Below are 21,220 nucleotides of genomic sequence, written 5' to 3' on the forward strand. Positions count from 1 at the left end.
GCGACGGGCCGCACGTGGACGACGTGACGCGCGTCGGGGCGTACCGCGAGGGCGGCCGCGTGCGCTGCGACCTGCGCCCCGGCGCGCTGAGCCCGCGCGTGCTGTCCGCGAGCCCCACGAGGGTGCGCGTCGCGCTCGTCGCGACGCGCGCGATGCTCCTGGGCGGCGACCGCGTCCGGGTCGAGGTGCACGTCGGGCACGGCGTCGAGGTCGAGCTCGTCGAGGTGTCGGGCACCGTCGCGTACGCCGGGCGCGGCCGGTCCGCGTCCTGGGACGTCGCCGTCCGGGTCGACGACGACGGCCTCCTCGTCTGGGACGCGCTGCCGTTCGTCGTCGCGGACGGGGCCGACGTCGACCGGCGCACCGACGTGCGCCTCGGCAGGAGCGCCGTCGCGCTGCTCCGCGAGACGCTCGTGCTCGGCCGGACCGGGGAGCGGGGCGGGCGCCTGCGCTCGCGCACCCGGGCCACCGACGAGACCGGGGCCCCGCGAGAGTCACCAGATGCAGGGGGCACGCCCCGGCAGGCGCGCGAGCTCTTCGTCGAGGACCTCGACCTCGGCGACGACCGGGCGCTGCCCGGGATCCTCGGTGACGCCCGCGTCGTCGACTCGGTGCTGTGCCTGGGCGCCCGGCCGCCCGCGGCGCACGCCGCCGCCCCGTCCGGCCCCCTGCGGCTCGACCTCGACGGCCCGGGCGCCGTCGTCCGCCACCTGGGGGCGAGCACCCACGACGCCGGCACCGACGGCGTCGTCACCGCCTGGGCGGCGGCCGTGCGCGCCACGCGCGGCCTCCCCGACCTCGGCCTCCCCGACCACCGCACCGCACTGCTGACGACAGGAGCCTGACATGCACGTCCCCGACCACTTCCTCGACGACCCCACGTCGGCGACCACCGCCGTCGTGTCCCTCGCCGCCGTCGCGTACGCCACGTACCGGGCACGCGAGGACCTCACCCCCCGGCGCGTCGCGCTCACGGCCGCGACGACCGGGTTCGTCTTCGCCGTGCAGATGCTCAACTACCCCGTCGCCGCCGGCACGAGCGGGCACCTCATGGGCGGGGCGCTCGCGGCGGCGCTCGTCGGGCCGTGGCTCGGCGTGCTGTCCGTGACCGCCGTGCTGCTCGTGCAGGCGCTCGTGTTCGCCGACGGCGGGCTCACCGCCCTGGGCACGAACGTGCTCCTCATGGCCGTCGTCGGGACGCTCGTCGGCTGGGCGGTGACGCGCGGGGTGCTCCGCGCGACGCGCGGCCGGGGCGCCGCGGCCGCCGCCGGCGCCGGCGCCGGCGCGCTCGTGAGCGTCCCGGTGTCCGCCGCGGTGTTCGCAGGCCTCTTCGCCGTCGGCGGGACCGTGCCGGTCCCGGTCGGCGAGCTCGTCGGCCAGATGCTCGGCGTGCACCTCCTCGTCGGGCTCGGCGAGGCGCTCATCACCGCCGGCGTCGTCGGCCTCGTGCTCGCCGTCGCGCCGGGCGTCGCGGCCGTCGAGGACCGCCGGGCCCCCGCGCTCGCGCCGTCCGCCCCCCTCGCCGCGGTGCGGCGCGCCGTCCTCGCCCTCGGCACCGGGGCGCTGCTCGCCGCCGTCGTCGTGTCGTCGTTCGCCGCGGCGACGCCCGACGGGCTCGAGGCGACCGCCGAGTCGGTCGGGTTCGCCGACGCCGCACGCGACCACGCGTTCGCGGGCGCACCCCTCGCGGACTACGGCGAGGTCGGCGGGATCTTCGTCGGCGTCGCAGGGCTCGTCGGCGTCGCGCTCGTCGTCGCGCTGACCGTCGGCGTGCTGGGCGCGGGCCTGCGCGCCGCCGGCCGTCGCACCGCCCGGGCCGGCGTGACCGGATCGTGACTGCCTGACACGCCCCGTTAACAACCCGGGCAGAACGCCCGAAACACGCCGTCACTAGCGTCGACGACCGTGGGCACCGCGCAGGGCGCACGGCCGTATACGCGCCCGTACCCGGAGCCCGCGAGGAGCGGCCGCCCGTCCGGCAGCCGTCGGCACCCGCCGAGAACCCCGCTGTGAGAACCCGCTGAAAGGACCCTCGTGACACCTTCACGCGCCACGACCCGTCTCGCCCCGGCCGCCGCCCTCGTCGCGCTCGCGCTCACGCTCACCGCGTGCGGCGCGAGGACGGAGGCCGGCGAGGGCGGGGGCTCCACGACCAGCACCGCCGAGAGCTGCGTCGACACCTCCGGCGACACCGTCAAGATCGGCTTCCTCAACTCGCTCTCGGGCACGATGGCGATCTCCGAGCAGACCGTCGCGGACTCGCTCGCCCTCGCGGCGGAGGAGATCAACGCCGACGGCGGCGTGCTCGGCAAGCAGCTCGAGATCGTCCAGGAGGACGGGCAGTCCGAGCCCACCGTCTTCGCGGAGAAGGCGGAGAAGCTCATCACGAGCGACTGCGTCGCCGCGGTGTTCGGCGGCTGGACCTCCGCGTCGCGCAAGGCGATGCTCCCCGTCTTCGAGGCGCAGGACTCGCTGCTGTTCTACCCCGTCCAGTACGAGGGCCTCGAGTCGTCGCCGAACATCTTCTACACCGGCGCGACGACGAACCAGCAGATCGTCCCCGCGCTCGACTACCTCAAGGAGCAGGGCGTCACGTCGATCTTCCTCGTCGGCTCCGACTACGTCTTCCCCCGCACCGCGAACAAGATCATCAACGCCTACGCGGAGGCCCACGGCATCGAGGTCCTCGGCGAGGAGTACGCGCCCCTCGGCCACACCGACTTCTCCACGATCGTCAACAAGGTGAGGTCCGCCGGGGCCGACGCCGTGTTCAACACGCTCAACGGCGACTCCAACGTCGCGTTCTTCAAGGAGTACAAGAACGCCGGGCTCGGCCCGGACACGATGCCCGTCGTGTCGGTGTCGATCGCCGAGGAGGAGGTCGGCGGCGTCGGCATCGAGAACGTCGAGGGCCAGCTCACGGCCTGGAACTACTACCAGACCATCGACAGCCCGGAGAACACCACGTTCGTCGAGGCGTTCCAGGCGAAGTACGGCGCCGACCGCGTGACGTCGGACCCGATGGAGGCCGCGTACACGTCGCTCTACCTGTGGAAGGGCATGGTCGAGAAGGCCGAGTCGTTCGACGTCGCCGACGTCCAGGAGGCCGCCGACGGCGTGACCTTCGACGCGCCGGAGGGGTCCGTCACCGTGAACGGCGACAACCACCACGTCGCGAAGACCGCCCTGATCGGCAAGATCGGCCCCGACGGCCTCATCTACACCGAGTGGAGCTCGGGCGAGCCGATCGAGCCCGACCCGTACCTCGAGGGCTACGACTGGGCCGAGGGCCTCTCGTAGGTGGGGAGGCCCGCCGGGCTCGAGCCCGGCGGGAACCGGGGTGTGAGCGCCGGGTCTACCATCCGCCCGCTCGTTCCTCGCGGGCTCCCGCCAGACCCGCCACGACCCGGCGCTCACACCCCGCTCCCCGCCTCTCCCGTCACGTCGCCGCACGCAGCACCCTGCCCACCTCGCACGCACCCACCGGAAGGCGTACCGCCCATGGACGTGCTGTTCTCGCAGCTCTTCGCGGGCCTGAGCCTCGGCTCGGTCCTGCTCCTCGCCGCCCTCGGGCTGGCGCTCACGTTCGGTCAGATGGGCGTCATCAACATGGCGCACGGCGAGTTCATGATGGCGGGCGCCTACACGGCGTTCGTCGTGCAGGGGGTCGTCGGGAACGCCGGGCTCTCGCTCCTCGTGTCGCTGCCGCTCGGGTTCCTCGTCGGCGGGCTGCTGGGCCTGCTGCTCGAGGCGACGCTCATCCACCGCATGTACAAGCGGCCGCTCGACACCCTGCTCGTGACCTGGGGCGTCGCGCTCGTGCTCCAGCAGGTCGCGCGCGACGTGTTCGGCGCCCCGAACGTCGACGTGCGCGCCCCCGCCTGGCTGAGCGGCGCGGTCGACCTGTTCGGCCTCGCCGTCCCGAGGACGCGCGTGTTCATCCTGGCGCTCGCCGTCGTCGCCGTCGTCGCGCTGGCCGTCGTGCTCAAGGTGACGCCGCTCGGGCGGCGGATCCGCGCCGTCGTGCAGAACCGGGACCTCGCCGAGGCGAGCGGGGTCTCCACCCGTGCGACGGACCGCCTCACGTTCTTCGTCGGCTCGGGCCTCGCGGGGATCGCGGGCGTCGCGCTCACCCTGCTCGGGTCCATCGGGCCCACGCTCGGCACGAGCTACGTCGTCGACGCGTTCCTCGTCGTCGTGGCCGGCGGCATCGGGCAGATCAAGGGCACGGTCGTCGCCGCGTTCGCGCTCGGGCTGCTCCAGGCCACCTTCGAGTACTCGACGACGGCGAGCATCGCCAAGGTGCTCGTGTTCGTCGTCATCGTCGTCTTCCTCCAAGTGCGACCCCAGGGCCTCGTGTCGGTCCGGACGAGGAGCCTCGCATGACCGCCGTCACGACAGGCAGGCCGTCGCGGCTCGCCGCCCTGTACCGCTCGTCGCGCGCCCGCGTCGTCGTCGGGTTCGCCGTCGCCGCGGTCCTGCTGTTCGCCGTCGCGCCCGCGACGCTCTCCACGTTCCGGCTCGGCCTGCTCGGGAAGTTCCTGTGCCTCGCCATGGTCGCCGTCGGCATCGGGCTCGCGTGGGGCCGCGGCGGGATGCTCACGCTCGGCCAGGGCGTGTTCTTCGGCCTCGGCGCGTACCTCATGGCGATGCACCTCAAGCTCGCGGACGCCGGGCCGGACGGCGTCCCGGACTTCATGATGCTCTACGGCTCGGGCGAGGTCCCGGGCTGGTGGGAGCCGTTCCGGTCGCCCGTCGTGACGATCCTCGCCATCGCGGTCGTACCCGCGGGCCTCGCCGCGCTGCTCGGGTTCGCCGTCTTCACGCGACGCGTGCGGGGCGCGTACTTCGCGATCCTCTCGCAGGCGCTCGCCGCCGCGTTCGCGATCCTCCTCGTCGGACAGCAGGCGACGACGGGCGGCACCAACGGCCTCAACGGGTTCCGCTCGTTCTTCGGGTACGACCTCGCCGACCCCGTGAACAAGCGGATGCTCTTCTTCCTCGCCGCCGGGGCCCTCCTCGTCATGGTCGCGGTCGCGCGCCAGCTCATGGTGTCGCGCTTCGGCGAGCTGCTCGTCGCCGTGCGCGACCAGGAGAACCGCGTGCGGTTCCTCGGCTACGACCCCGCGAAGGTCAAGGTCGTCGCGTACGCCGTCGCCGCCTTCATGGCCGCCGTGGGCGGTGCGCTGTTCGTGCCGATCGTCGGGATCGTCTCGCCCGCCGACGTGGGGGTCGTGCCGTCGATCGGCTTCCTCATCGGGGTCGCGATCGGCGGCCGGGCCACCCTGCTCGGGCCGGTGCTCGGGTCCGTCGCCGTGAGCTGGGCGCAGACGAGCCTGTCCGAGACGTTCCCGTCCGGCTGGATCTACGCGCAGGGCGCGCTGTTCATCCTCGTCGTCGCGTTCCTGCCCGGCGGCCTCGCCGAGCTGTTCACGCGACGGCGCCGGTCGCGCGCCACCCCCGTGCCCGACGACGGCCCCACCCCGGCCGGCGACGCCGCCTCGGAGGACGCTCGCCCGGGCGGCGGCACCACCGCGGGCGGGTCGGCCACCGCGGGGACGACCGCCGTCGACCACGACCCCGCGACCACCGGGAGGACCGCATGACCACCCGACCCACCGAGCCCACCGCGGACGCGGCGAACGCGGCGAACGCGGCGACCGACCTGGAGACGCTCGGCGCCGCCGTCCTCGAGACCGGCGTCGCGGGCGACGGCCTCGACCTGGAGGCCGCGCAGGCCGTCCTCGGCGTCGACGACTCGCGCTTCCGCCACGACTACCTCCAGGTCCGGGGGCTGCGCGTCGAGTTCGACGGGTTCGTCGCCGTCCAGGGCGTCGACCTCACCGTCACCGCGGGCGACCTGCGCTTCCTCATCGGGCCCAACGGCGCGGGCAAGACGACGATCGTCGACGCGATCACCGGCCTCGCCACGGCGTCCGGCTCGGTGCAGTTCGGGGGCGTCGAGCTCCTCGGGAAGAAGACGCACCGCATCGCGCGGGCGGGCGTCGGGCGCACGTTCCAGACCGCGAGCGTCTTCGAGGAGCTGAGCGTGCTGCAGAACCTCGACATCGCGGCCGGCGCCGGCCGGGGCCCGCTCACGCTGCTGCGCCGCCGGTCCTCGACCCCCGCGGCCGTCGAGCAGGCGCTGGAGACCGTGGGGCTCGCCCACCTGCGCGACGTCCAGGCGGGGATCCTCGCGCACGGGCAGAAGCAGTGGCTCGAGATCGGCATGCTGCTCGTCCAGGACGCGCGGCTGCTGCTCCTCGACGAGCCCGTCGCCGGCATGAGCCAGGCCGAGCGCGAGCAGACGGGAGAGCTGCTGCGACGCATCGGCGCCCAGCGGACCGTCGTGGTCGTCGAGCACGACATGGAGTTCCTGCGGGCGTTCGCGTCCTCGGTGACCGTGCTGCACCTCGGGCAGGTGCTCGCCGAGGGCACGTACGCCGAGGTGCAGGCCGACCCGCGCGTGCAGGAGGTCTACCTCGGCAGCGCGGGCGCGACCCGCGGCGCCCGACGACGGGGCGCTGCGCCGACGTCGTCGGCCCCGACGACCGACGAGAAGGAGGCGTGATGCTCGAGCTCACGGGCCTGCACGCCGGCTACGGCCGGACCATGGTGCTCCACGGCGTCGACGTCACCGTGCCCGCCGGTGGCGTCGCCGCCGTGCTCGGGCACAACGGCGCCGGCAAGACGACGCTCCTGCGCACCGCGCTCGGGCTGCTCAAGGCCCGGTCGGGGAGCGTCGTGCTCGACGGCGAGGACCTCACCCGCCTCCCGACCCACCAGCGCGTGCGGCGCGGTCTCGCGTACGTGCCGCAGGGGCAGCAGTCGTTCGGCGACCTCACGGCGCGGGAGAACCTCCAGCTCGTCGCCGACACGTCGCGCGAGGGGCCGCGCCGCCTCGACGAGGCGCTCGACCTGTTCCCCGCCCTGCGCGGGCTGCTCGGCCGGCGGGCGGGGCTCCTGTCCGGCGGGCAGCGCCAGCAGCTCGCCATCGCGCGCGCCCTCCTCACCGGCCCGCGCGTGCTCGTGCTCGACGAGCCCACCGAGGGCATCCAGCCGTCCGTCGTCACGGAGATCGAGGACGCGATCCTCACGCTCACCGACGCGGGCGGGCTGTCCGTGCTGCTCGTCGAGCAGCACGTCGGGTTCGCGCTCGGCGCGGCACGCGACTACGTCGTCCTGCAGTCCGGGCGCGTGACGAGCCGCGGCGCGGGCGGCGAGGCCGCCGAGCACAGCGTGCGCGCGGCGATGGCGGTGTAGGCACCGTGCTCGCGGGGCGGTGGGTGGCCACCGGCGACCGACGGCACGGCGCGTGCGGACGGTGAGAGCACGGGCCGGGGCCCGGGCCGACGACCCGGGCGCCCGCACGGACGTCGTCACCGCGTCGGAACGGGCCACCACCTCGCTGCGTGACGCCGTGTACGGACGCCTGCGGGGCGAGATCCTCGACGGGCGCGTCGACCCCCGCGAACGGCTCACCGAGCCCAAGCTCGGCCGACGGTTCGGCGTGTCGCGCACCCCCGTGCGCGAGGCGCTGTCCCGCCTGCTGTCCGACGGCCTCGTCGAGCGCACCGACTTCGGGTACGCCGTCGTCGTGCCGAGCCTTGCCGAGCTGCGCGACCTCGACGAGCTGCGCGCGACCCTCGAGCTCCGAGGCCTCGACCGCGTCATCGAGAACCCGGGGCTGCGCCACGACACGGACGTGCTGCGCGCCGAGCTCGCGCGGTGGGTCGAGCTCCGCGCCGCACCTCCCCGGCCGGACCCCGGCTTCGTGCTGCTCGACGAGCAATTCCACACGGCGCTGTCCCGCGCGGCCGGGAACGAGCGGATGACGCAGGCGCTCGTCGAGGTCAACGAGAAGGTCCGCGCCGTGCGGCGGTACGACTTCGTCGAGGACGAGCGCGTGCGCAGCACCGTCGACGAGCACGTCCGGATCCTCGAGCTCGTGCTCGCCGACCGGCTCCCCGAGGCCCGCACCGCCCTGCACCACCACGTCGGCGCGTCGCTCGCCGTCGTCACGGAGCGCGCCGCCCGGGCGCTCGCGCGCATGGCGGTCGCGGGCTGACGGCGGACGACGACCCGCCGTCCCGACCGCACCTCGTCCGCAGCAGCGACCGGACGGCCGCGCCCACCGACGACGTGCGGCTGTCGTCCGGGCCCCTCGCGCCGACGTCGAGCCGCGCTCCTGGACGAGCGGCGTCCGCCTGCGGTGCCGGCCCTATCGTTGCGGGGTGACGGACGCACGGATCGCTCGCCAGTTCGTGACGCTCACGTTCCTCATCGCCTACGGGCTCTCCGGCGGTCTGATCGTGGCGGCCCGCTCCGGCTACGAGGTGCACAACGTCGTCACCACGGTTCCCGAGCTCCTGGCGAACGTGCCGTTCGCGCTCTACATCCTCTCGCCCGCGATCGCCTCCTACGTCGTCCTGCGAGCGAACCGGAGGATCTCAGGCCTCCGGGAGTGGCTGCGGCTCGTCTTCGCCGTCCGTGGCCGTCCCGCGGGGTTTCTGCTCGCCCTCTCCGCGCTCGCCCTGTACTTCGCGCTCCACCTGCTGGTCTCCGGACCGTCAGCGCACGCGCTCCCGTGGTTCATGTTCTTCCTGTCCCTGCCGGGCAACCTCGTCATCGGCGGCATGGAGGAGGCCGGCTGGATGACCGCGCTGCAACCCGGGCTCGATCGGCGGTGGGGGTTCGTCCCGTCCTCGCTGGTGGTCGGGATCGTCTGGCTCCTCTGGCACGTGCCGCTCTTCTTCATCCCCGGCACGAACCACGAGTCCGGTCAGATCGACTTCTGGATGTTCGCGGTCCAGGTCATGGCGTTCCGCTTCCTCTACGGCGCGGTCTTCCGGGTGGCGGGCACGAACGGGGTGCTCCTGTGCATCCTCACCCACACGGCGTTCAACGCCGCCAGCTTCACCCTCGGCATCCCGCCGACGACCTGGGCGGGCACCCTCGCCGCCAACGCGGGGGTGGTGATCCTTGCCCTCGTGTCGGTGACGCTCTCCCGGAGGGCTCAGACGACTCGTCGATGGCGCGTCGAGCCCTGAGCGGCACTGTGGAGAGGCAGCCCAGCGACAGAACGCCACGGCCGCGGATCGCCGATCTTCTCTCGAACCACCGGCTTGAGCCCGCAGGTTGCGTCGAGAGGCGCCCTCGTTGTCGGTAGCTCCCGGCTGTGTTCTCCCGAACGAGGCGGAGCGGTGTTCCGACGAGCTCCATGGCATCTCGACACCCGGGAGCATCGGAGCGGCGGGAGGGTGTACTCAACGCAGGATCGATCAGAGTGGCCTACATCTCGGCAATGTCGACGTGCGGCGCAGATTGCACGGACACGCCGCTGTACCTTGCATGATCTCGGGCGCGGCGCCCGCGCCGTGAAAAGTTGGGTGGCTCAACATGGTGGCGCTTCGACAAGACTGCGAACGGGAAACAGCGCCGACCGCAGAGGCCATCGTCGACGTTCCGGGAAGCTACCTGGCCGGGCGAGTCCCTGCCGGTCGTCATCAACCGCAGGTCCGGGCGGTGGCCTCGGAGGGCCTGGCCGACGTCGGCGCGGTCGACTGAGCGGTCAACACCTGCGTACGGGTCTGCGCGTCGCACGCGGTCCGCGCCTCGCCTGGACCACGGCATCGACGCGTGCGCGCCTGGGAGCAACCGTTCGTCGCACACGTCTGCACTCGGGACGCAAGCGCCACTGGCCGTCGGTCGACGGCATCGAGAGCTCGACCCTCACCGACATGCCGATGGACGTCATGATCGCGAATCGCCCGTCATCGGTTGACCTCAGACGTCATTGCCTAGCAGCGTGCGCATGTGCTCGCGAAGCACAGTGACCGCATCCTGTACATCGGTATGTGTCGCGGTTCCGGCCACTCTGGCGGTCGGGTTCCAGCCCCAAGACAGCAGGTAGACCTGGTCTCGCAGCGCGCTGCCCACGGCGCCAGACGCATCGGGAACCTGGATCGAGAACTCCGCGAATGCGAGGTCCACATCGTTCTCGCTCATCTCCTCAGGGAAAAGATCCCCAAGTGAGGCACCGCCATGCTCGACCTCGAACCTTACTGCCGCGTCCGCACTCTTGAGCGCCGCAGCGATGAGGCGTGAAGCCGCGTCTGCGCGGCCTTCACGACGGGCTTCCACCCGATCAAAGTCTCGTTGGAGCGCGGCCTCGCGGCGCTGTACCCGGGCATTCTGCATACCGAGTGCGTATGCCAGCAGGCCGGTCAAGACCGTGCCGACGATGACGCCGAAGATGCTGGTGTCCCACCAGGGCAAGCTGGACTCTGCGGCTGCTTCGAGGATCACGACGATTAACCTACGGGATTGCCCCAGCATCGGTTGACTCTTCGAGTCAGGCTGACCTCTCAGTGTGGGTGCCGTCCATGACACTTGCCCCATGAGCTCTCGCGAGGTAGTTCTCGATCCGAAGGCGGTCGAGACGAAGTGGGCCGAGATGGCACCGCTCATCGACGTCATGATGAGGCGGGTCGGTACACGGGGCGAGTTCCCGGTAGAGGCCGGTTCGTCGCTTGCCGACGATGACCGGGCCTCGGATCCGTACCATGTCTCCTACGTTGTGATGCAAGGTCTGACGGCCGGTGTGGACCACATGCACGCCGTGAAGACGCTGGTCGTCGACCAGCAGGTGCTCCATCTGGCCGCGCCCTCGTCGCTGTCGCGTGGCGCCCTGGAGAACCTCGCCACTGCCTACTGGGTGCTTTCGCCCAACGGGCGGCAGGACCGGGTCGAGCGGGCGCTCCGTTGGCACTACAAGAACTACGACGACCAGCACAAGGCGCTCGACGTGCGCGGGTTGGCCATCGCAACGCGCGAGGAGCACTTCGCCAAGGTCGACCGCGTTGCGCTTCAGAACGGACTCGACCCGAAGAGTCTTCGCAAGGGCTACTTCAGCACGACAGTCGTGAAGTACTGCGAGGAGCAGCTCCCTGACGAGGTGCCCGAGGGGATCCTGTTCCCGTGGCAGTTGTGCTCCGGCTTCGCTCACGGACGGCCGTGGGCCTACTTGGGCGCCAGCAAGCGTGAGGTCGTTGGTGACGACGGCAATGGTGTCGCCAATGTCCGGCTCACAAGCGACCTCAGCATCGCCCTCTTCCCGCTACTCGCGGCGATGCACTTGCTGGAGGCGCTCCTGCGGCTACACCGGCAGCGCGGCCGCCAACCCTAGAGACCAACGCGTCGCCTCTCAGGTGGCACACCGTCGATGAGGTTCATCGGCAAGATCAGCGCGTCCGACTTCTTGTCCAGAACCGCGAGGAGGCCGTCGTCATTGGTGAGGTCCGCAAGGATCCAGCGCACCAACATGCAGGCGACCGCCACGGCGTACGTGACCTGATACGAGTAGGGGTAGTCCTGCTCGTAGTTGAGGTGCACCTGATCCTCATCGCCACCGAGGAAGGACGTGACGGCCGAATGGGTGACGTGCACCTGCTGAGACAGCACGTGGTATGTCGTCTCGAGGAACTTGCCCTCGTCGAGGTCCCTAAGCATATTCATGAATCGCGGGAGCCGCTTGCCTTCTGGCGCCGGCTTGAGCCGCTCAACTTCGGCAAGCAACTCGGCATGGTTGAGCCAGTCCGCGAGCTTTGCATAGTGGTCGCGCCGGTCCTGAACGACCGCCCGGTGATATCGCCCGACGCCGCCCTCCATGATGTACACCCACTGGACGGTGACAGCATGCTCCAGCGCAGCCCTCGCCAACGGGACGGCCTCGCTCATGAACCCGAGCTCGCACAACTTGAGGTATCCATCCGCAAAGCGAACCGTCCGTCCGACGACACCGAAGAGCAGCAGGAACTCATCCTTGTGGGCATCTGGCATCCTGAACTCTCCACGGTCGCGGACGTCCGCGATGCACTCCTCGATCCAGGCGAGCAACTCCCCTTTGGCAGGTCGGGCGTGCGCCGCCGCGGTGACGGCTTCGCCGTCGGTACCTCTCTCGCTGGGGACAGGCGTGGCTGCGTCGAAATCGAACTCGCGGCTGAACATGGCGCGATCGTGGTCGCATCTGCACGGCAAGTCAAAGCCTCGCGGGAGACAGGTCGCTCCCCGACATCGGCTGGCCGCGCGTAATCACGCGATTCTGCGTAGTGCGTCGGCATTCTTCGCGGCGGAGCTCGACCGCCCACAACGGTCATCGTGGACTACACCGACGCCCATCGTGGCGAGTTCCGGGTCGAGCCGATCTGCAGCCAGCTGCAAGTCGCTCCGAGCACGTACTGCGCGGCCCGGTCCCAGCCACCGTCGGCCCGCTCGATCAGTGATGCGGCCAGGCTGGAGACGATCCGGCAGGTCCACGCCGACGACTGGCTCTTCGCCGATCCGGTGGGGAGTGATGGCGGCGGCGTGATGGGCTGGGCGTAGGGGTCGAGGTCCCCGATGATCAGGAGCGACCAAGCAACCTGATCGACTTTCGAGGACCTCGACGTTGTCCAACGCTACGGGGTGCGCTGTCGCGCCCACCACCACTGACCCCTGTTCACGCTGTGACATCCTCCTCGGCCTGCCCGAGATCCACGTCGAGATGGTCGAACGTGACGAGGGTGTGATGACGGTGACGGTCTCTTGGTCTCTACGCCCTGGCGGCTCGAAGGCTGTCCGGACTGCGGGGTCGTGGCTCCGAACCGAGGACGTCGCCGGCGGGTCCTGCACGACGTCCCGCATGGTGATGCCCGGGTCCGACTGGTGCGGCGTCAACGCGTGTGGCGGTGCCCGGAAGCGGCGTGCTCGCGAGGGGCGTTCGCCGAGCAGGTCCCGGAACTGGTCGCTCCGCGCGGCTCGATCACCGGCCGGGCGGTGGCGTGGGCGATCGGGCAGCTGCGGCGTGAGCACGCCACCATCAGCGGGCTGGCGCGCCGCCTCGGGGTGTCCTGGTGGGCGCTGTGGCGGGCCGTGAAGCCCGAGCTCGAACGCCTCGCCGACGACGAGTCCCGCTTCGCCGAAGTCACGAGCCTCGGGGTTGACGAGCACATCTGGCACCACGGCGACCGGCGCACGAAGGGACCCAAGGAACTGACCGGGATGGTCGACCTCACCCGCGATGCCGACGGGCGGGCGCACGCCCGCCTGCTGGACCTCGTCCCTGGTCGGTCGAAGAAGGCCTACGCCGGCTGGCTCGACGCGCGCGGCGACGACTTCAAGTCCTCGATCGATGTCGCGGCGTTGGACCCGTTGGGGGGCTACAAGTCCGCGATCGACGACCAGCTCGCGTCGCGGTGCTCGACGCGTTCCACGTCGTCAAGCTCGGCACCGCCGTGGTCGACGAGGTCCGTCGCCGGGTCCAGCAGGACATCACCGGCCACCGCGGCCGCAAGGGCGACCCGCTGTTCGCCATCCAGACCATCCTGCGCGCCGGGGCCGAGAACCTCACCGACAAGCAGCGAGCCCGACTCGCCCGCGCGATCGAGGCCGACGAAGCCCACGACGAGGTGTTCGTCGCCTGGCAGTCGCCCAACAGCTCCGCGCCGTCTACAGGTCCAAGGATCTCGCCGAAGGCGCACGGACAGCCGAAACTATCCTCGCCTCGTTCCACACCTGCCCGATACCCGAAGTCGCTCCCCTCGGGCGAACACTGCGCCGCTGGCGCGAAGCGTTCCTGGCCTACGTCACCACCGACCGCGCGAACAACGGCCCCACAGAGGCCATGAACGGCATCATCGAGCTCCATCGCCGCCTCGCCCGCGGCTACCGCAACCGCGAGAACTAACGCCTACGAATGCTGCTCGCCGGCGGAGGACTCACACCCTAATCCCCACCGGATCGGCGAAGAGCCCGGTAATCAGACAGACCCTCGCCTCGACCGTTGCCGCCGCGCTCCGGTGCCCGAGGGGTGAGGTCGCCGGCAGCGATCGCGTGGGGAACTCGCCGGAGAGGCCCACTGCGGCGGCGGCCCTCTCGAGGTCATGCAAGACGGGCGTGATCGACCGATCGACGAACTATCAGATAGGTGTCACATCGGACGACATGATGATTACGCTACGACGACGCAGTCGTCTGAGGACCCTCGAGCGACGCACCCCCCGATGACGGCAGAGTACTGACTCCATCGGGGGGCAGGCGAAAGCCCTGGCCAACGGCCAAGAATCTGGCGGTAAGCCCGAGCGGACTGTTGGGTTGCCGTGCAAGGATCTCCGTCGACTAGTGCAGAGGGCGAGCCTGAACCGCGCTGATGTACGAGATGCCGTTCTGGTTCTCGATAATCTTGAACGCGGCGGTCTCTCCGAGCGTCTGGGCGGCAGCGTGATGGAGGCTCAAGACGTGCTCCTGAAGATCAGGGTCGTCCTCGAGCATCGAAATCTTGAGGCCCAATTCACGAGCCTTCTCGGCGGAAATGTGCCGTTCGTGCGAGAGTGTTAGCGCATGGCTCGCAAGCTCGCTCAACACCGTGTCGGCCGCAGTAGCAGGATCATCCTTACCGGAGAACATGCCCTCGGTGAGCCACTTTTTTACCATGCTGTCCGCCCAGGCGATAGCCTTCTGGCACTCGCCAACAAAGGTGGGCGGGTACTTCGCGATGATCGGCTGCCAGATGGCCATCGTGCTCGGATCGGCACTAATTTCGACGCGGGCCCTCTCGAACTCTTCGACGATGCCGTGGGCCGCCATTCCGCCGATCTGCGGGTCAATAGGTCCCAGGCTGGAGTGCTTGCCCATCACGATTTCCGCCGACGAGAGCGCAATCATGGTGCCAGCAGACATCGCAAGTTGCGGGACGATCACACGGATGTCAGTCCCAAACATCGCACGCAAGTAGTCCACCAGTGACTCGGTGGCCGCCACATTTCCACCAGGAGTGTGGAGGATGAGGTCGAGCCCCTTCGAACGATCGAGCCCATGAATCGTCGCCATGAACCCGTTCTTGTCACCGTCGTTCACTTCTACGCCGGTGAGCCCCTGACGGACCATCGCTTCCTTCTCAAGCCAGCCGGAGTAGTAGATAATGACGTTTCGTCCGGTGTACTCTGCAAGGGCGGCGACATACCGGCGCCGGATGACGTCGTGGACGGTCCCTGCCGCCTGAATCTCGCCCTGAACGTCGTCCCAACTACCCATCAGTGACTGAACGGTTGAGACGTCGTGGTGATCACCACGTCAAAGTGCATCGTGGGACGCGGCGCGAGGTCAAAGCGCAGAAACTGAGCGCGAGACTCCATGGTGCCAAGACCGAGCTGACGGTACGTCTCGTCGATCTCACCCTGCTGCAGAGTCTCGTGGGCGACAGTGTCCACTGTTCCTCCTGTTGGTGTGTCGGACTACAAGAATGCCCCGGCACCAGTGCTGGCGACGGGACCTCGTCACTTGGAGCGTAGCGGAACTAGGGCTCCGCTCCTACCATCTTGAGGGTGATCTCGGCTACGAGCGCGCCGGTGGACGCCGCGGGATCGTCCGGATCACGTCCTCGCACGCAACCAGACGATGAGCTCGTGCTGGTTTGAACGGCGGGGTGAGGGGCTTGATGACGACCATGGCGTGCGTGTCGGTCCACCGGATCGCACGCGCCGGCAGCAGCTCGAAGTAGCGGCCGTCGCCTTCGACCTCCATCAAACCCGGGGCGAGACATTGCGCAGCGCCCTGGCAGGTTCGTTACATGTCGAGGAGCCGGTTCAGGGCGTCGAGCGCGACGGGCAACGGAATACGCTCTTGCTCGACGCGGCGGTGGCTGGTGAGGTCCGTGGATGTCAGGCGCCGATACAAGGCGCGCTCGGCGTCCGTCAGCGCCAGGTCTGGGTTCTCCGGCGACGCGGCCAGCGGGCGTCCGAACTTGTCAAGGTTCGTCCCGTACTTTTCCCAGACCTCGTAGGTGGGCTCGTCCATCAGCATCGAGGTGCGAGCCACCCGCGCCGCCCGGAACTGCGACAGGATCCTAAGCCCGTCAGCGTCCATGTCGCCCCAGTAGATGACCCTTGGCGAAGCAACGATCCACGGCGTCGCAGCGAACGCCGTAGCCCCAGACCCGGCACCCTCGACGGCGACACCACCACGAACCGGCGGGAACCCGACCACCGTGTCCTTGTTCTCGCAGATCACCACCACCTGCACCTGGTACGGGGGCGTGAAGGTGTCCCCGACGCTGTACGAGTCGTGGCGGCGGCCACCACCGGCCAGGTGCTCCGGATCCAGGTAGGTGAAGTGGATGCGTGACGGGTGCCCCGGCGCCAGCCCCAAGGTGTCGCGCCCGGCCAGGTCGGCGACCAATTGGTGGTGGGTGTTCATCCACTTCGCGTGCATGCCCTCGATCGGCACCTGGCGCGGGGTCAGGCCTGTCGCGTCGTGCTCGGCGAAGAACCCGGCTGCGCGAACCAGCATCTGCAGGTTCAGGTCCGACCAGCCGTCCGTCGCCCGCACCGCCCGCGCCAGCAGGCCTAGGTCGGTGCCCGCCGTTGCGGGCAATGCGCCCGTAAGCAGCGAGCCGCGGCGCGCCCCGGCAGTCATCCGGTCCGCCCATGCCCCGCCGACCAGCCGGGCGGCGACGAACGCGTCCGCGACCATCACCGCGAACGCGAACCGCTGCGGGGTGCGTGCCACCTGCCGATCGCGGACCTCGACCAGAACGTCGTGGCGCTGGCCGAACGTGACCCAGTCCGTCGACCAGCGCCCGAACCGGGCGAGATCGCCCGCCGCCTGCGTCGCCGTCGGAGCACCCAAGGTGATCCGCGTATCCCACGCATACGGGGCGCCCACAGCTGCCAGATGCCACACCTTCCCCAGCCGGCCGGTCAGCCGGGCGCTCAGGTCACTCGGCGTCAGCTGCGGCATCGGCCACCCACTTCGCCCGCATGGAGGCCCGCTCGGGGTCCTCGACGACGCGGATGCGTGACTTCTTCGTCGACTGCTTCTTCGAGACCATCATGAACAGGTTCATGTGCGGCTCGAGGGCGCCGTACTTGTCCATCGGGGCGCCCACGATGATCTGGAAGCCCAGGCCGTCCCATGCTTTGACCGCACGGGAGGTGAACTGGGCGTCCGCCTTGATGAAGCCCTCGTCGAGGAACACGGGGGCAAACCGAGGACGCTCACGGTTCTCGTCCCCGAGGCGGAACCGCAGCGCCGCGCCGATGATGAACGCGACCAGCTCCTGAGTCTCCCCGCCGGACTTGTTGCCCAGCGTCTTGTACGTCGCCTCGCGCTTGTCCGACAGGGCAAAGCACTCGGCTAGCACCTCGACATGCTTGCGCACGTCCAGCAGGTCGAAGCGGCGCGACATGCGCGGGTCGAAGCGCTCGTCCTTCGGGGAGCGCAGCAGCGCCATGAACTCTTCGAGCTCCTTGAACTTTGCCTCCATCTGGTGATCCTCGAGCGCGAGGGTCGCCCCCGAGGACAGCGCCTTGAGGCGGGCGCGGAAGCGAGTCACCTCGTCGCGCACGATGCGGCGTGACCACCTCAATACCGCCATCGACAGGAGCGTGACAGCAGGGGAACTACGAGCCGGACCTCTGCACTGCTATGCGCACCACAACTGGACCAGGCTCAGGCAAAGCACTCCCCATGCAGCATAGGTGCAGGATTCTGCAATCTAGGCTGCACGTCGACAGGCAACAACACGTCACTACATCTGCATGTCGGCGAAGCGCTGGTAGTGGCCCTGGAACGCGACGGTGATCGTGTCGGTGGGACCGTTACGGTGCTTGGCGACGATGAGATCCGCCTCGCCCGCGCGTGGCGACTCCTTCTCGTAGGCGTCCTCGCGGTGGAGCAGGATCACGACGTCGGCGTCCTGCTCGATGCTGTTGTGTGCCGCGATGCCGTTCGCGACGAAGTTGTGCCCGTCGAGGACTGTGGCGTCGTAGACCTGCTTCTCCCCCATCGGCTCGATCGAGACGACCTCGTCCCACAGGAGGTCGTTGACCGCCATGATCTCCAGCTCCTCGCTCTCGAGCACAGCCGCGATCTTTCCGAGGCGGTGCCTCGACGGGGAGTTCTTCCACAGCGCGCTGCCGCAGAACTCGGTGCCGATTGCTGCCGCGAACTCGCGGTGCGTCATGCCGCGCTCGACGAGGATCTCGCGGACGTCGTCCCAGACCCGGCGCGGGACGGTGTCGACGTTCGTGTTGGCCCGCGTCTCGCGGATGATCGTCAGCAGCTTCTCGGCGACGTCGCCGCGGTCGCCGTGCACGCCGATCTCCTGGAGGAAGCGGCGCTGGTCATCCACCCCGCTCACGTCGAGCGTGTACCCGGGGCGGTACGACCCCTTGGGTGTCGCCGTGCGCACGCGCGTCGAGATGCCGAAGCGGAGCAGGAGGCGCGACAGCCCGTCGACGACCTCACGGGACGTCGAGGCGTAGTAGATCCGACCGCTGCGCCCGTTCTTGTTGATCGTCACCGAGCCGTCCGTGGCCCAGATGTGCTTGATGAAGAGCGCGATCTGACGCTTGGGCAGGTGGAAGACGCTCGTCGGGATGAACTTCTCGTGGCTGCGCGCCCCGAACAGGCCCAGGTCGTCGAGCCACTCGGCGATGGGGTTCCGGCGGCCGCGAGCGAGACGGTAGGGCGCCGGGAGGCGCAGGGTCGTGACTCTTGCGGCGGCATATTCATCGCGGATCGGGGTGATGCCGAAAGCGCCTGCGGCTTCGGAGACGGTCGCGAGGTTCCGCTCATCGATCGAGGCGTAGCGGATCGGCTGGCGCTTCACGAACGACCCGTCACCGAGGAGGTGCGCGAGCATGACGACCTTGCGGTCGTCCCACTCCAGGTTCCGCTCCGGCCCCGGTACGTGGCGCGGTACACCGATGCGCGAGCCCACCTCCAGGTCCCCGAGCGCCGTCCAGCCGTCGTAGGTGAGGAACGGGTGGTTCGCCGTCGCCTCGATCTCCTTGCCCGACGCGAGGCGCATCCTGAACACCGGCTTCACTCCGGTGGGGAACACGTGGGTGAGGTGACGGCGCACGTACTGGAGCCGGTCGTTGAGCGCCCACACGGGCACGTCCTTGGCGTTGAGCGCGAACAGCTCACCGAGAGTGGTCTCCGCGCCGGTGTCCGCGCGCAGGATCTTCGTGTCCTCGGTGAGGCAGCCCGACTCACGCAGGTCGCTCATCTGCGGCTTCTTGTCGCCACGCTGTTCAGGACCACGGTTCAGCTGCGAGATCGCGATGACAGGAACCTCGAGCTCCTTCGCCAGCAGCTTCAGAGCACGCGAGAACTCCGAGACCTCCTGCTGGCGCGACTCGACGCGCTTGCCGGAGCTCATGAGCTGGAGATAGTCGATGACGACGAGCTTGAGGTCGTGCCGCTGCTTGAGCCGTCGACACTTGGCCCGGATCTCCATGAGCGACATGTTCGGCGAGTCGTCGATGAACAGCGGAGCCTCGGCGACCTTGCCCATCGTCGAGGCGAGCTTCTGCCAGTCCTGCTCGTCCATCTTCCCGGAACGCATCCGCGTGAGCGGCACCTTCGCCTCGGCGGCGAGCAGACGCATCGTGATCTCGTTGCGGCTCATCTCCAGGGAGAAGATGACGGCCGCCATCTGGTGGTGCACCGCGGCGTGCGTCGCGACGTTGATGCCGAGGACGGAATTGTGCGTCGGCACCATCGACCGTCCCGCGAGGTACAGGTGCGACGGGTGGTCCACCTCGACGCAGCGCACCGGCACCGGGTCGACGCGTCGGACGTCGACCACGAACCGCGAGGTGAGCCGCGCCGTCCCAGGGCGACGGCGCTCCTTGTGGACGAGCCGCTTGCGCTCCAGCCAGAAGACGTCGTCCTCGGTCGTGAAGGTGATCGTGTACGCCGTGGACGAGGACTCGGTCCGACCCTGGACGGCCTTCGTCGACCACCCCGTGCGGTATCCCAGGGACAGGACCAGCTCTCGCGTCTGCAACGCGAGGCGCTCGCTCGTCAGCGAGATCTGGACGCTTCCCTGCGGCGTAACCGTCCCGTCGGTGTCGAGCAGACCCGCGAGAAGCTCGCGTCGTTGCGTCTCGCTCGCGCGCAGGTAGGCAACGGGGATCTCGTCGGCCGTCGGTAGGCCGAGCGCGAGCAGGTCGTCCGCGCTCGGCTGTGCGACGTAGCCCAGCCCTTCGATCCGCATCGCGATCTCGGGGTCGGCGGACGTGAACTCGGCGCGCCGAGAGCTACCGTCGCCCAGCCAGACCCCGAGCGCGTAGGGGTGGATCGGGAGGTCCGCCTCAGGAAGGTCCAGCGGTGCCGTCGTGGCGATCGAGTGGTTCGCACGGTTGTCCGCCGTGACACAACGGACCGTGGCTGCGAGCTCCTCGGTCGTACGGACGGACGACTCGGGCGTCTCGCCGGCGCGGACCGCGCGTCGCTGGGCACGGGTCGAGGTCACCCACTGGTGCTGCGCGTCCGCGACGATCACGGTGCCGTCGTCGAGCTCGACCTCGTAGCAGGGGCGGTCGACCATGACCTCGGTCGCGGCGACGACGCGCGTGGGCGTCCCGTCCGCGGAGACCAGGAGATCACCGACCGCGACCTCGCCCATCGTCGTCCAGCCCGACGGCGTGGGCAGCGGCGTGTCGAGCGCGAGGGCCTTGCCGATGGCCGGGCGCGCCGCGACGACGATCATCTGGCCGGGGTGCAGGCCGTTGGTGAGCCGGTCGAAGTCGGAGTAGCCGGTGGGGACGCCGGTCATGCCCTCGCCGCGCCCCTGGGCGGCCTCGATCTCGTCGAACGTGGGCCCGAGGATCTCGGCGAGGGGGAGGTAGTCCTCCGTCGTGCGCCGCTCCGTGACGGCGTAGACCTCGGCCTGGGCGTTGTTGACGATCTCGTCGACGTCGCCGCCGTCGGTCGCGTAGCCCAGCTGCACGATGCGCGTGCCCGCCTCGACGAGGCGGCGCAGGACCGCACGCTCGCGGACGATGCGCGCGTAGTACCCGGCGTTGGCGGCGGTCGGCACGCCGGCCATCAGGTCGTGGATGTAGGGCGCGCCGCCGATGCGCTGGAGCTCGCCGCGCTTGGTCAGCTCCGCGACGACGGTGATGGCGTCGGCGGGCTCGCCGCGACCGTAGAGGTCGATGATCGACTCGTAGACGATCTCGTGCGCCGGACGGTAGAAGTCGGAGCCGCGGATCTGCTCGATGACGTCCGCGATGGCGTCCTTCGACAGCAGCATGCCGCCGAGCACGCTCATCTCGGCGGCGACGTCCTGGGGCGGCGTCCGGTCGAACCCCGACGGCCCCGGTCCCCCGTAGCTCTCCTCGAGCTCCTCGATCGACATGCGCCCCTCGCTCCCCCGGGACTGGAACGG

At 69.9% G+C, this 21,220-nt stretch carries 18 protein-coding genes, 1 pseudogene and 1 other annotated feature; of the genes and pseudogenes, 12 read left to right on the forward strand and 7 right to left on the reverse strand.

All coding sequences use genetic code 11. The features are described from left to right. The first annotated feature begins 14 nt into the window (after positions 1–14). From RDI86_RS08735 to RDI86_RS08775, 9 genes are all read left to right on the forward strand, one after another. Positions 15–845 carry an urease accessory protein UreD gene (locus RDI86_RS08735; RefSeq protein WP_308821188.1) on the forward strand — a complete coding sequence of 277 codons (831 nt, stop codon included), beginning with the start codon at positions 15–17 and terminating at the stop codon, positions 843–845. 1 nt (position 846) lies between these two features. Next, positions 847–1,836: an energy-coupling factor ABC transporter permease gene (locus RDI86_RS08740; protein WP_308821189.1), complete on the forward strand. Its 990-nt coding sequence runs from the start codon at positions 847–849 to the stop codon at positions 1,834–1,836. Between the two features lie 198 nt (positions 1,837–2,034). Continuing rightward, positions 2,035–3,300: an urea ABC transporter substrate-binding protein gene (urtA, locus tag RDI86_RS08745; protein WP_308821190.1), complete on the forward strand. Its 1,266-nt coding sequence runs from the start codon at positions 2,035–2,037 to the stop codon at positions 3,298–3,300. 201 nt (positions 3,301–3,501) lie between these two features. Beyond that, a complete protein-coding gene (urtB, locus tag RDI86_RS08750; RefSeq protein WP_043653602.1) occupies positions 3,502–4,386 on the forward strand; it encodes an urea ABC transporter permease subunit UrtB in 885 nt (294 codons plus the stop codon). Continuing rightward, positions 4,383–5,606: an urea ABC transporter permease subunit UrtC gene (gene urtC / locus RDI86_RS08755; RefSeq protein WP_308821191.1), complete on the forward strand. Its 1,224-nt coding sequence runs from the start codon at positions 4,383–4,385 to the stop codon at positions 5,604–5,606. The genes urtB and urtC overlap by 4 nt, the downstream gene beginning before the upstream one ends. Continuing rightward, positions 5,603–6,571, forward strand: coding sequence for an urea ABC transporter ATP-binding protein UrtD (gene urtD / locus RDI86_RS08760; protein WP_021483531.1), 969 nt, complete (start codon positions 5,603–5,605; stop codon positions 6,569–6,571). The genes urtC and urtD overlap by 4 nt, the downstream gene beginning before the upstream one ends. Further along, positions 6,571–7,263, forward strand: a complete 693-nt coding sequence (gene urtE, locus RDI86_RS08765; protein ID WP_061268117.1) for an urea ABC transporter ATP-binding subunit UrtE — start codon at positions 6,571–6,573, stop codon at positions 7,261–7,263. The genes urtD and urtE overlap by 1 nt, the downstream gene beginning before the upstream one ends. Before the next feature lie 61 nt (positions 7,264–7,324). Next, positions 7,325–8,068, forward strand: a complete 744-nt coding sequence (locus RDI86_RS08770) for a GntR family transcriptional regulator (RefSeq protein ID WP_308821192.1) — start codon at positions 7,325–7,327, stop codon at positions 8,066–8,068. 166 nt (positions 8,069–8,234) lie between these two features. Then, positions 8,235–9,050, forward strand: coding sequence for a CPBP family intramembrane glutamic endopeptidase (locus RDI86_RS08775; protein WP_308821193.1), 816 nt, complete (start codon positions 8,235–8,237; stop codon positions 9,048–9,050). Between the two features lie 736 nt (positions 9,051–9,786). Here RDI86_RS08775 and RDI86_RS08780 read toward each other — a convergent pair. Further along, a complete protein-coding gene (locus tag RDI86_RS08780) occupies positions 9,787–10,308 on the reverse strand; it encodes a hypothetical protein (protein WP_308821194.1) in 522 nt (173 codons plus the stop codon). 91 nt (positions 10,309–10,399) lie between these two features. Here RDI86_RS08780 and RDI86_RS08785 point away from each other — a divergent pair, with 91 nt between their 5' ends. Then, on the forward strand, positions 10,400–11,188 hold the full coding sequence (locus tag RDI86_RS08785; RefSeq protein WP_308821195.1) for a hypothetical protein: 789 nt from the start codon (positions 10,400–10,402) through the stop codon (positions 11,186–11,188). Here the strand turns inward: RDI86_RS08785 and RDI86_RS08790 are convergent. Beyond that, complete coding sequence (locus RDI86_RS08790) at positions 11,185–12,009, reverse strand: DUF5677 domain-containing protein (protein ID WP_308821196.1); 825 nt, start codon at positions 12,007–12,009, stop codon at positions 11,185–11,187. The genes RDI86_RS08785 and RDI86_RS08790 overlap by 4 nt on opposite strands. Before the next feature lie 108 nt (positions 12,010–12,117). Continuing rightward, positions 12,118–12,231: a sequence feature (AL1L pseudoknot), on the forward strand. On the opposite strand from RDI86_RS08790, the gene RDI86_RS13855 reads away from it, so the two are divergent. Next, the gene (locus RDI86_RS13855) at positions 12,160–12,384 is read left to right on the forward strand and encodes a hypothetical protein (RefSeq protein WP_374990526.1); all 225 of its coding nucleotides are present in this window, start codon (positions 12,160–12,162) and stop codon (positions 12,382–12,384) included. (Overlaps the previous feature by 72 nt.) A 432-nt stretch (positions 12,385–12,816) precedes the next feature. After that, positions 12,817–13,726: pseudogene (locus RDI86_RS08800) on the forward strand (ISL3 family transposase). A gap of 431 nt (positions 13,727–14,157) precedes the next feature. Here the strand turns inward: RDI86_RS08800 and RDI86_RS08805 are convergent. From RDI86_RS08805 to RDI86_RS08825, 5 genes are all read right to left on the reverse strand, one after another. After that, on the reverse strand, positions 14,158–15,072 hold the full coding sequence (locus tag RDI86_RS08805) for an ATP-dependent Clp protease proteolytic subunit (protein ID WP_308821197.1): 915 nt from the start codon (positions 15,070–15,072) through the stop codon (positions 14,158–14,160). Further along, positions 15,072–15,248, reverse strand: coding sequence for a hypothetical protein (locus RDI86_RS08810; RefSeq protein WP_308821198.1), 177 nt, complete (start codon positions 15,246–15,248; stop codon positions 15,072–15,074). The genes RDI86_RS08805 and RDI86_RS08810 overlap by 1 nt, the downstream gene beginning before the upstream one ends. Before the next feature lie 355 nt (positions 15,249–15,603). Further along, entirely contained in the window at positions 15,604–16,776 is a 1,173-nt protein-coding gene (locus RDI86_RS08815; RefSeq protein ID WP_308821199.1) for a Wadjet anti-phage system protein JetD domain-containing protein, read from the reverse strand. Next, positions 16,754–17,383, reverse strand: coding sequence for an SbcC/MukB-like Walker B domain-containing protein (locus tag RDI86_RS08820; protein WP_308821200.1), 630 nt, complete (start codon positions 17,381–17,383; stop codon positions 16,754–16,756). The genes RDI86_RS08815 and RDI86_RS08820 overlap by 23 nt, the downstream gene beginning before the upstream one ends. A gap of 183 nt (positions 17,384–17,566) precedes the next feature. Continuing rightward, positions 17,567–21,190 carry a replicative DNA helicase gene (locus tag RDI86_RS08825; RefSeq protein ID WP_308821201.1) on the reverse strand — a complete coding sequence of 1,208 codons (3,624 nt, stop codon included), beginning with the start codon at positions 21,188–21,190 and terminating at the stop codon, positions 17,567–17,569. Positions 21,191–21,220: the final 30 nt, after the last annotated feature.

It is taken from the genome of Cellulosimicrobium sp. XJ-DQ-B-000 (assembly GCF_031119065.1).
In the GTDB taxonomy this organism is placed as follows: Bacteria; Actinomycetota; Actinomycetes; order Actinomycetales; family Cellulomonadaceae; genus Cellulosimicrobium; species Cellulosimicrobium funkei.

Bases quoted from the DNA above. Each gene is read 5' to 3' on its own strand.
- RDI86_RS08740 (WP_308821189.1), top strand. From the start codon at position 847: ATGCACGTCCCCGACCACTTCCTCGACGACCCCACGTCGGCGACCACC.
- urtB (WP_043653602.1), top strand. From the start codon at position 3,502: ATGGACGTGCTGTTCTCGCAGCTCTTCGCGGGCCTGAGCCTCGGCTCG.
- urtC (WP_308821191.1), top strand. From the start codon at position 4,383: ATGACCGCCGTCACGACAGGCAGGCCGTCGCGGCTCGCCGCCCTGTAC.
- urtD (WP_021483531.1), top strand. From the start codon at position 5,603: ATGACCACCCGACCCACCGAGCCCACCGCGGACGCGGCGAACGCGGCG.
- urtE (WP_061268117.1), top strand. From the start codon at position 6,571: ATGCTCGAGCTCACGGGCCTGCACGCCGGCTACGGCCGGACCATGGTG.
- RDI86_RS08785 (WP_308821195.1), top strand. From the start codon at position 10,400: ATGAGCTCTCGCGAGGTAGTTCTCGATCCGAAGGCGGTCGAGACGAAG.
- RDI86_RS08790 (WP_308821196.1), bottom strand. From the start codon at position 12,009: ATGTTCAGCCGCGAGTTCGATTTCGACGCAGCCACGCCTGTCCCCAGC.
- RDI86_RS08805 (WP_308821197.1), bottom strand. From the start codon at position 15,072: ATGGGTAGTTGGGACGACGTTCAGGGCGAGATTCAGGCGGCAGGGACC.
- RDI86_RS08815 (WP_308821199.1), bottom strand. From the start codon at position 16,776: ATGCCGCAGCTGACGCCGAGTGACCTGAGCGCCCGGCTGACCGGCCGG.
- RDI86_RS08825 (WP_308821201.1), bottom strand. From the start codon at position 21,190: ATGTCGATCGAGGAGCTCGAGGAGAGCTACGGGGGACCGGGGCCGTCG.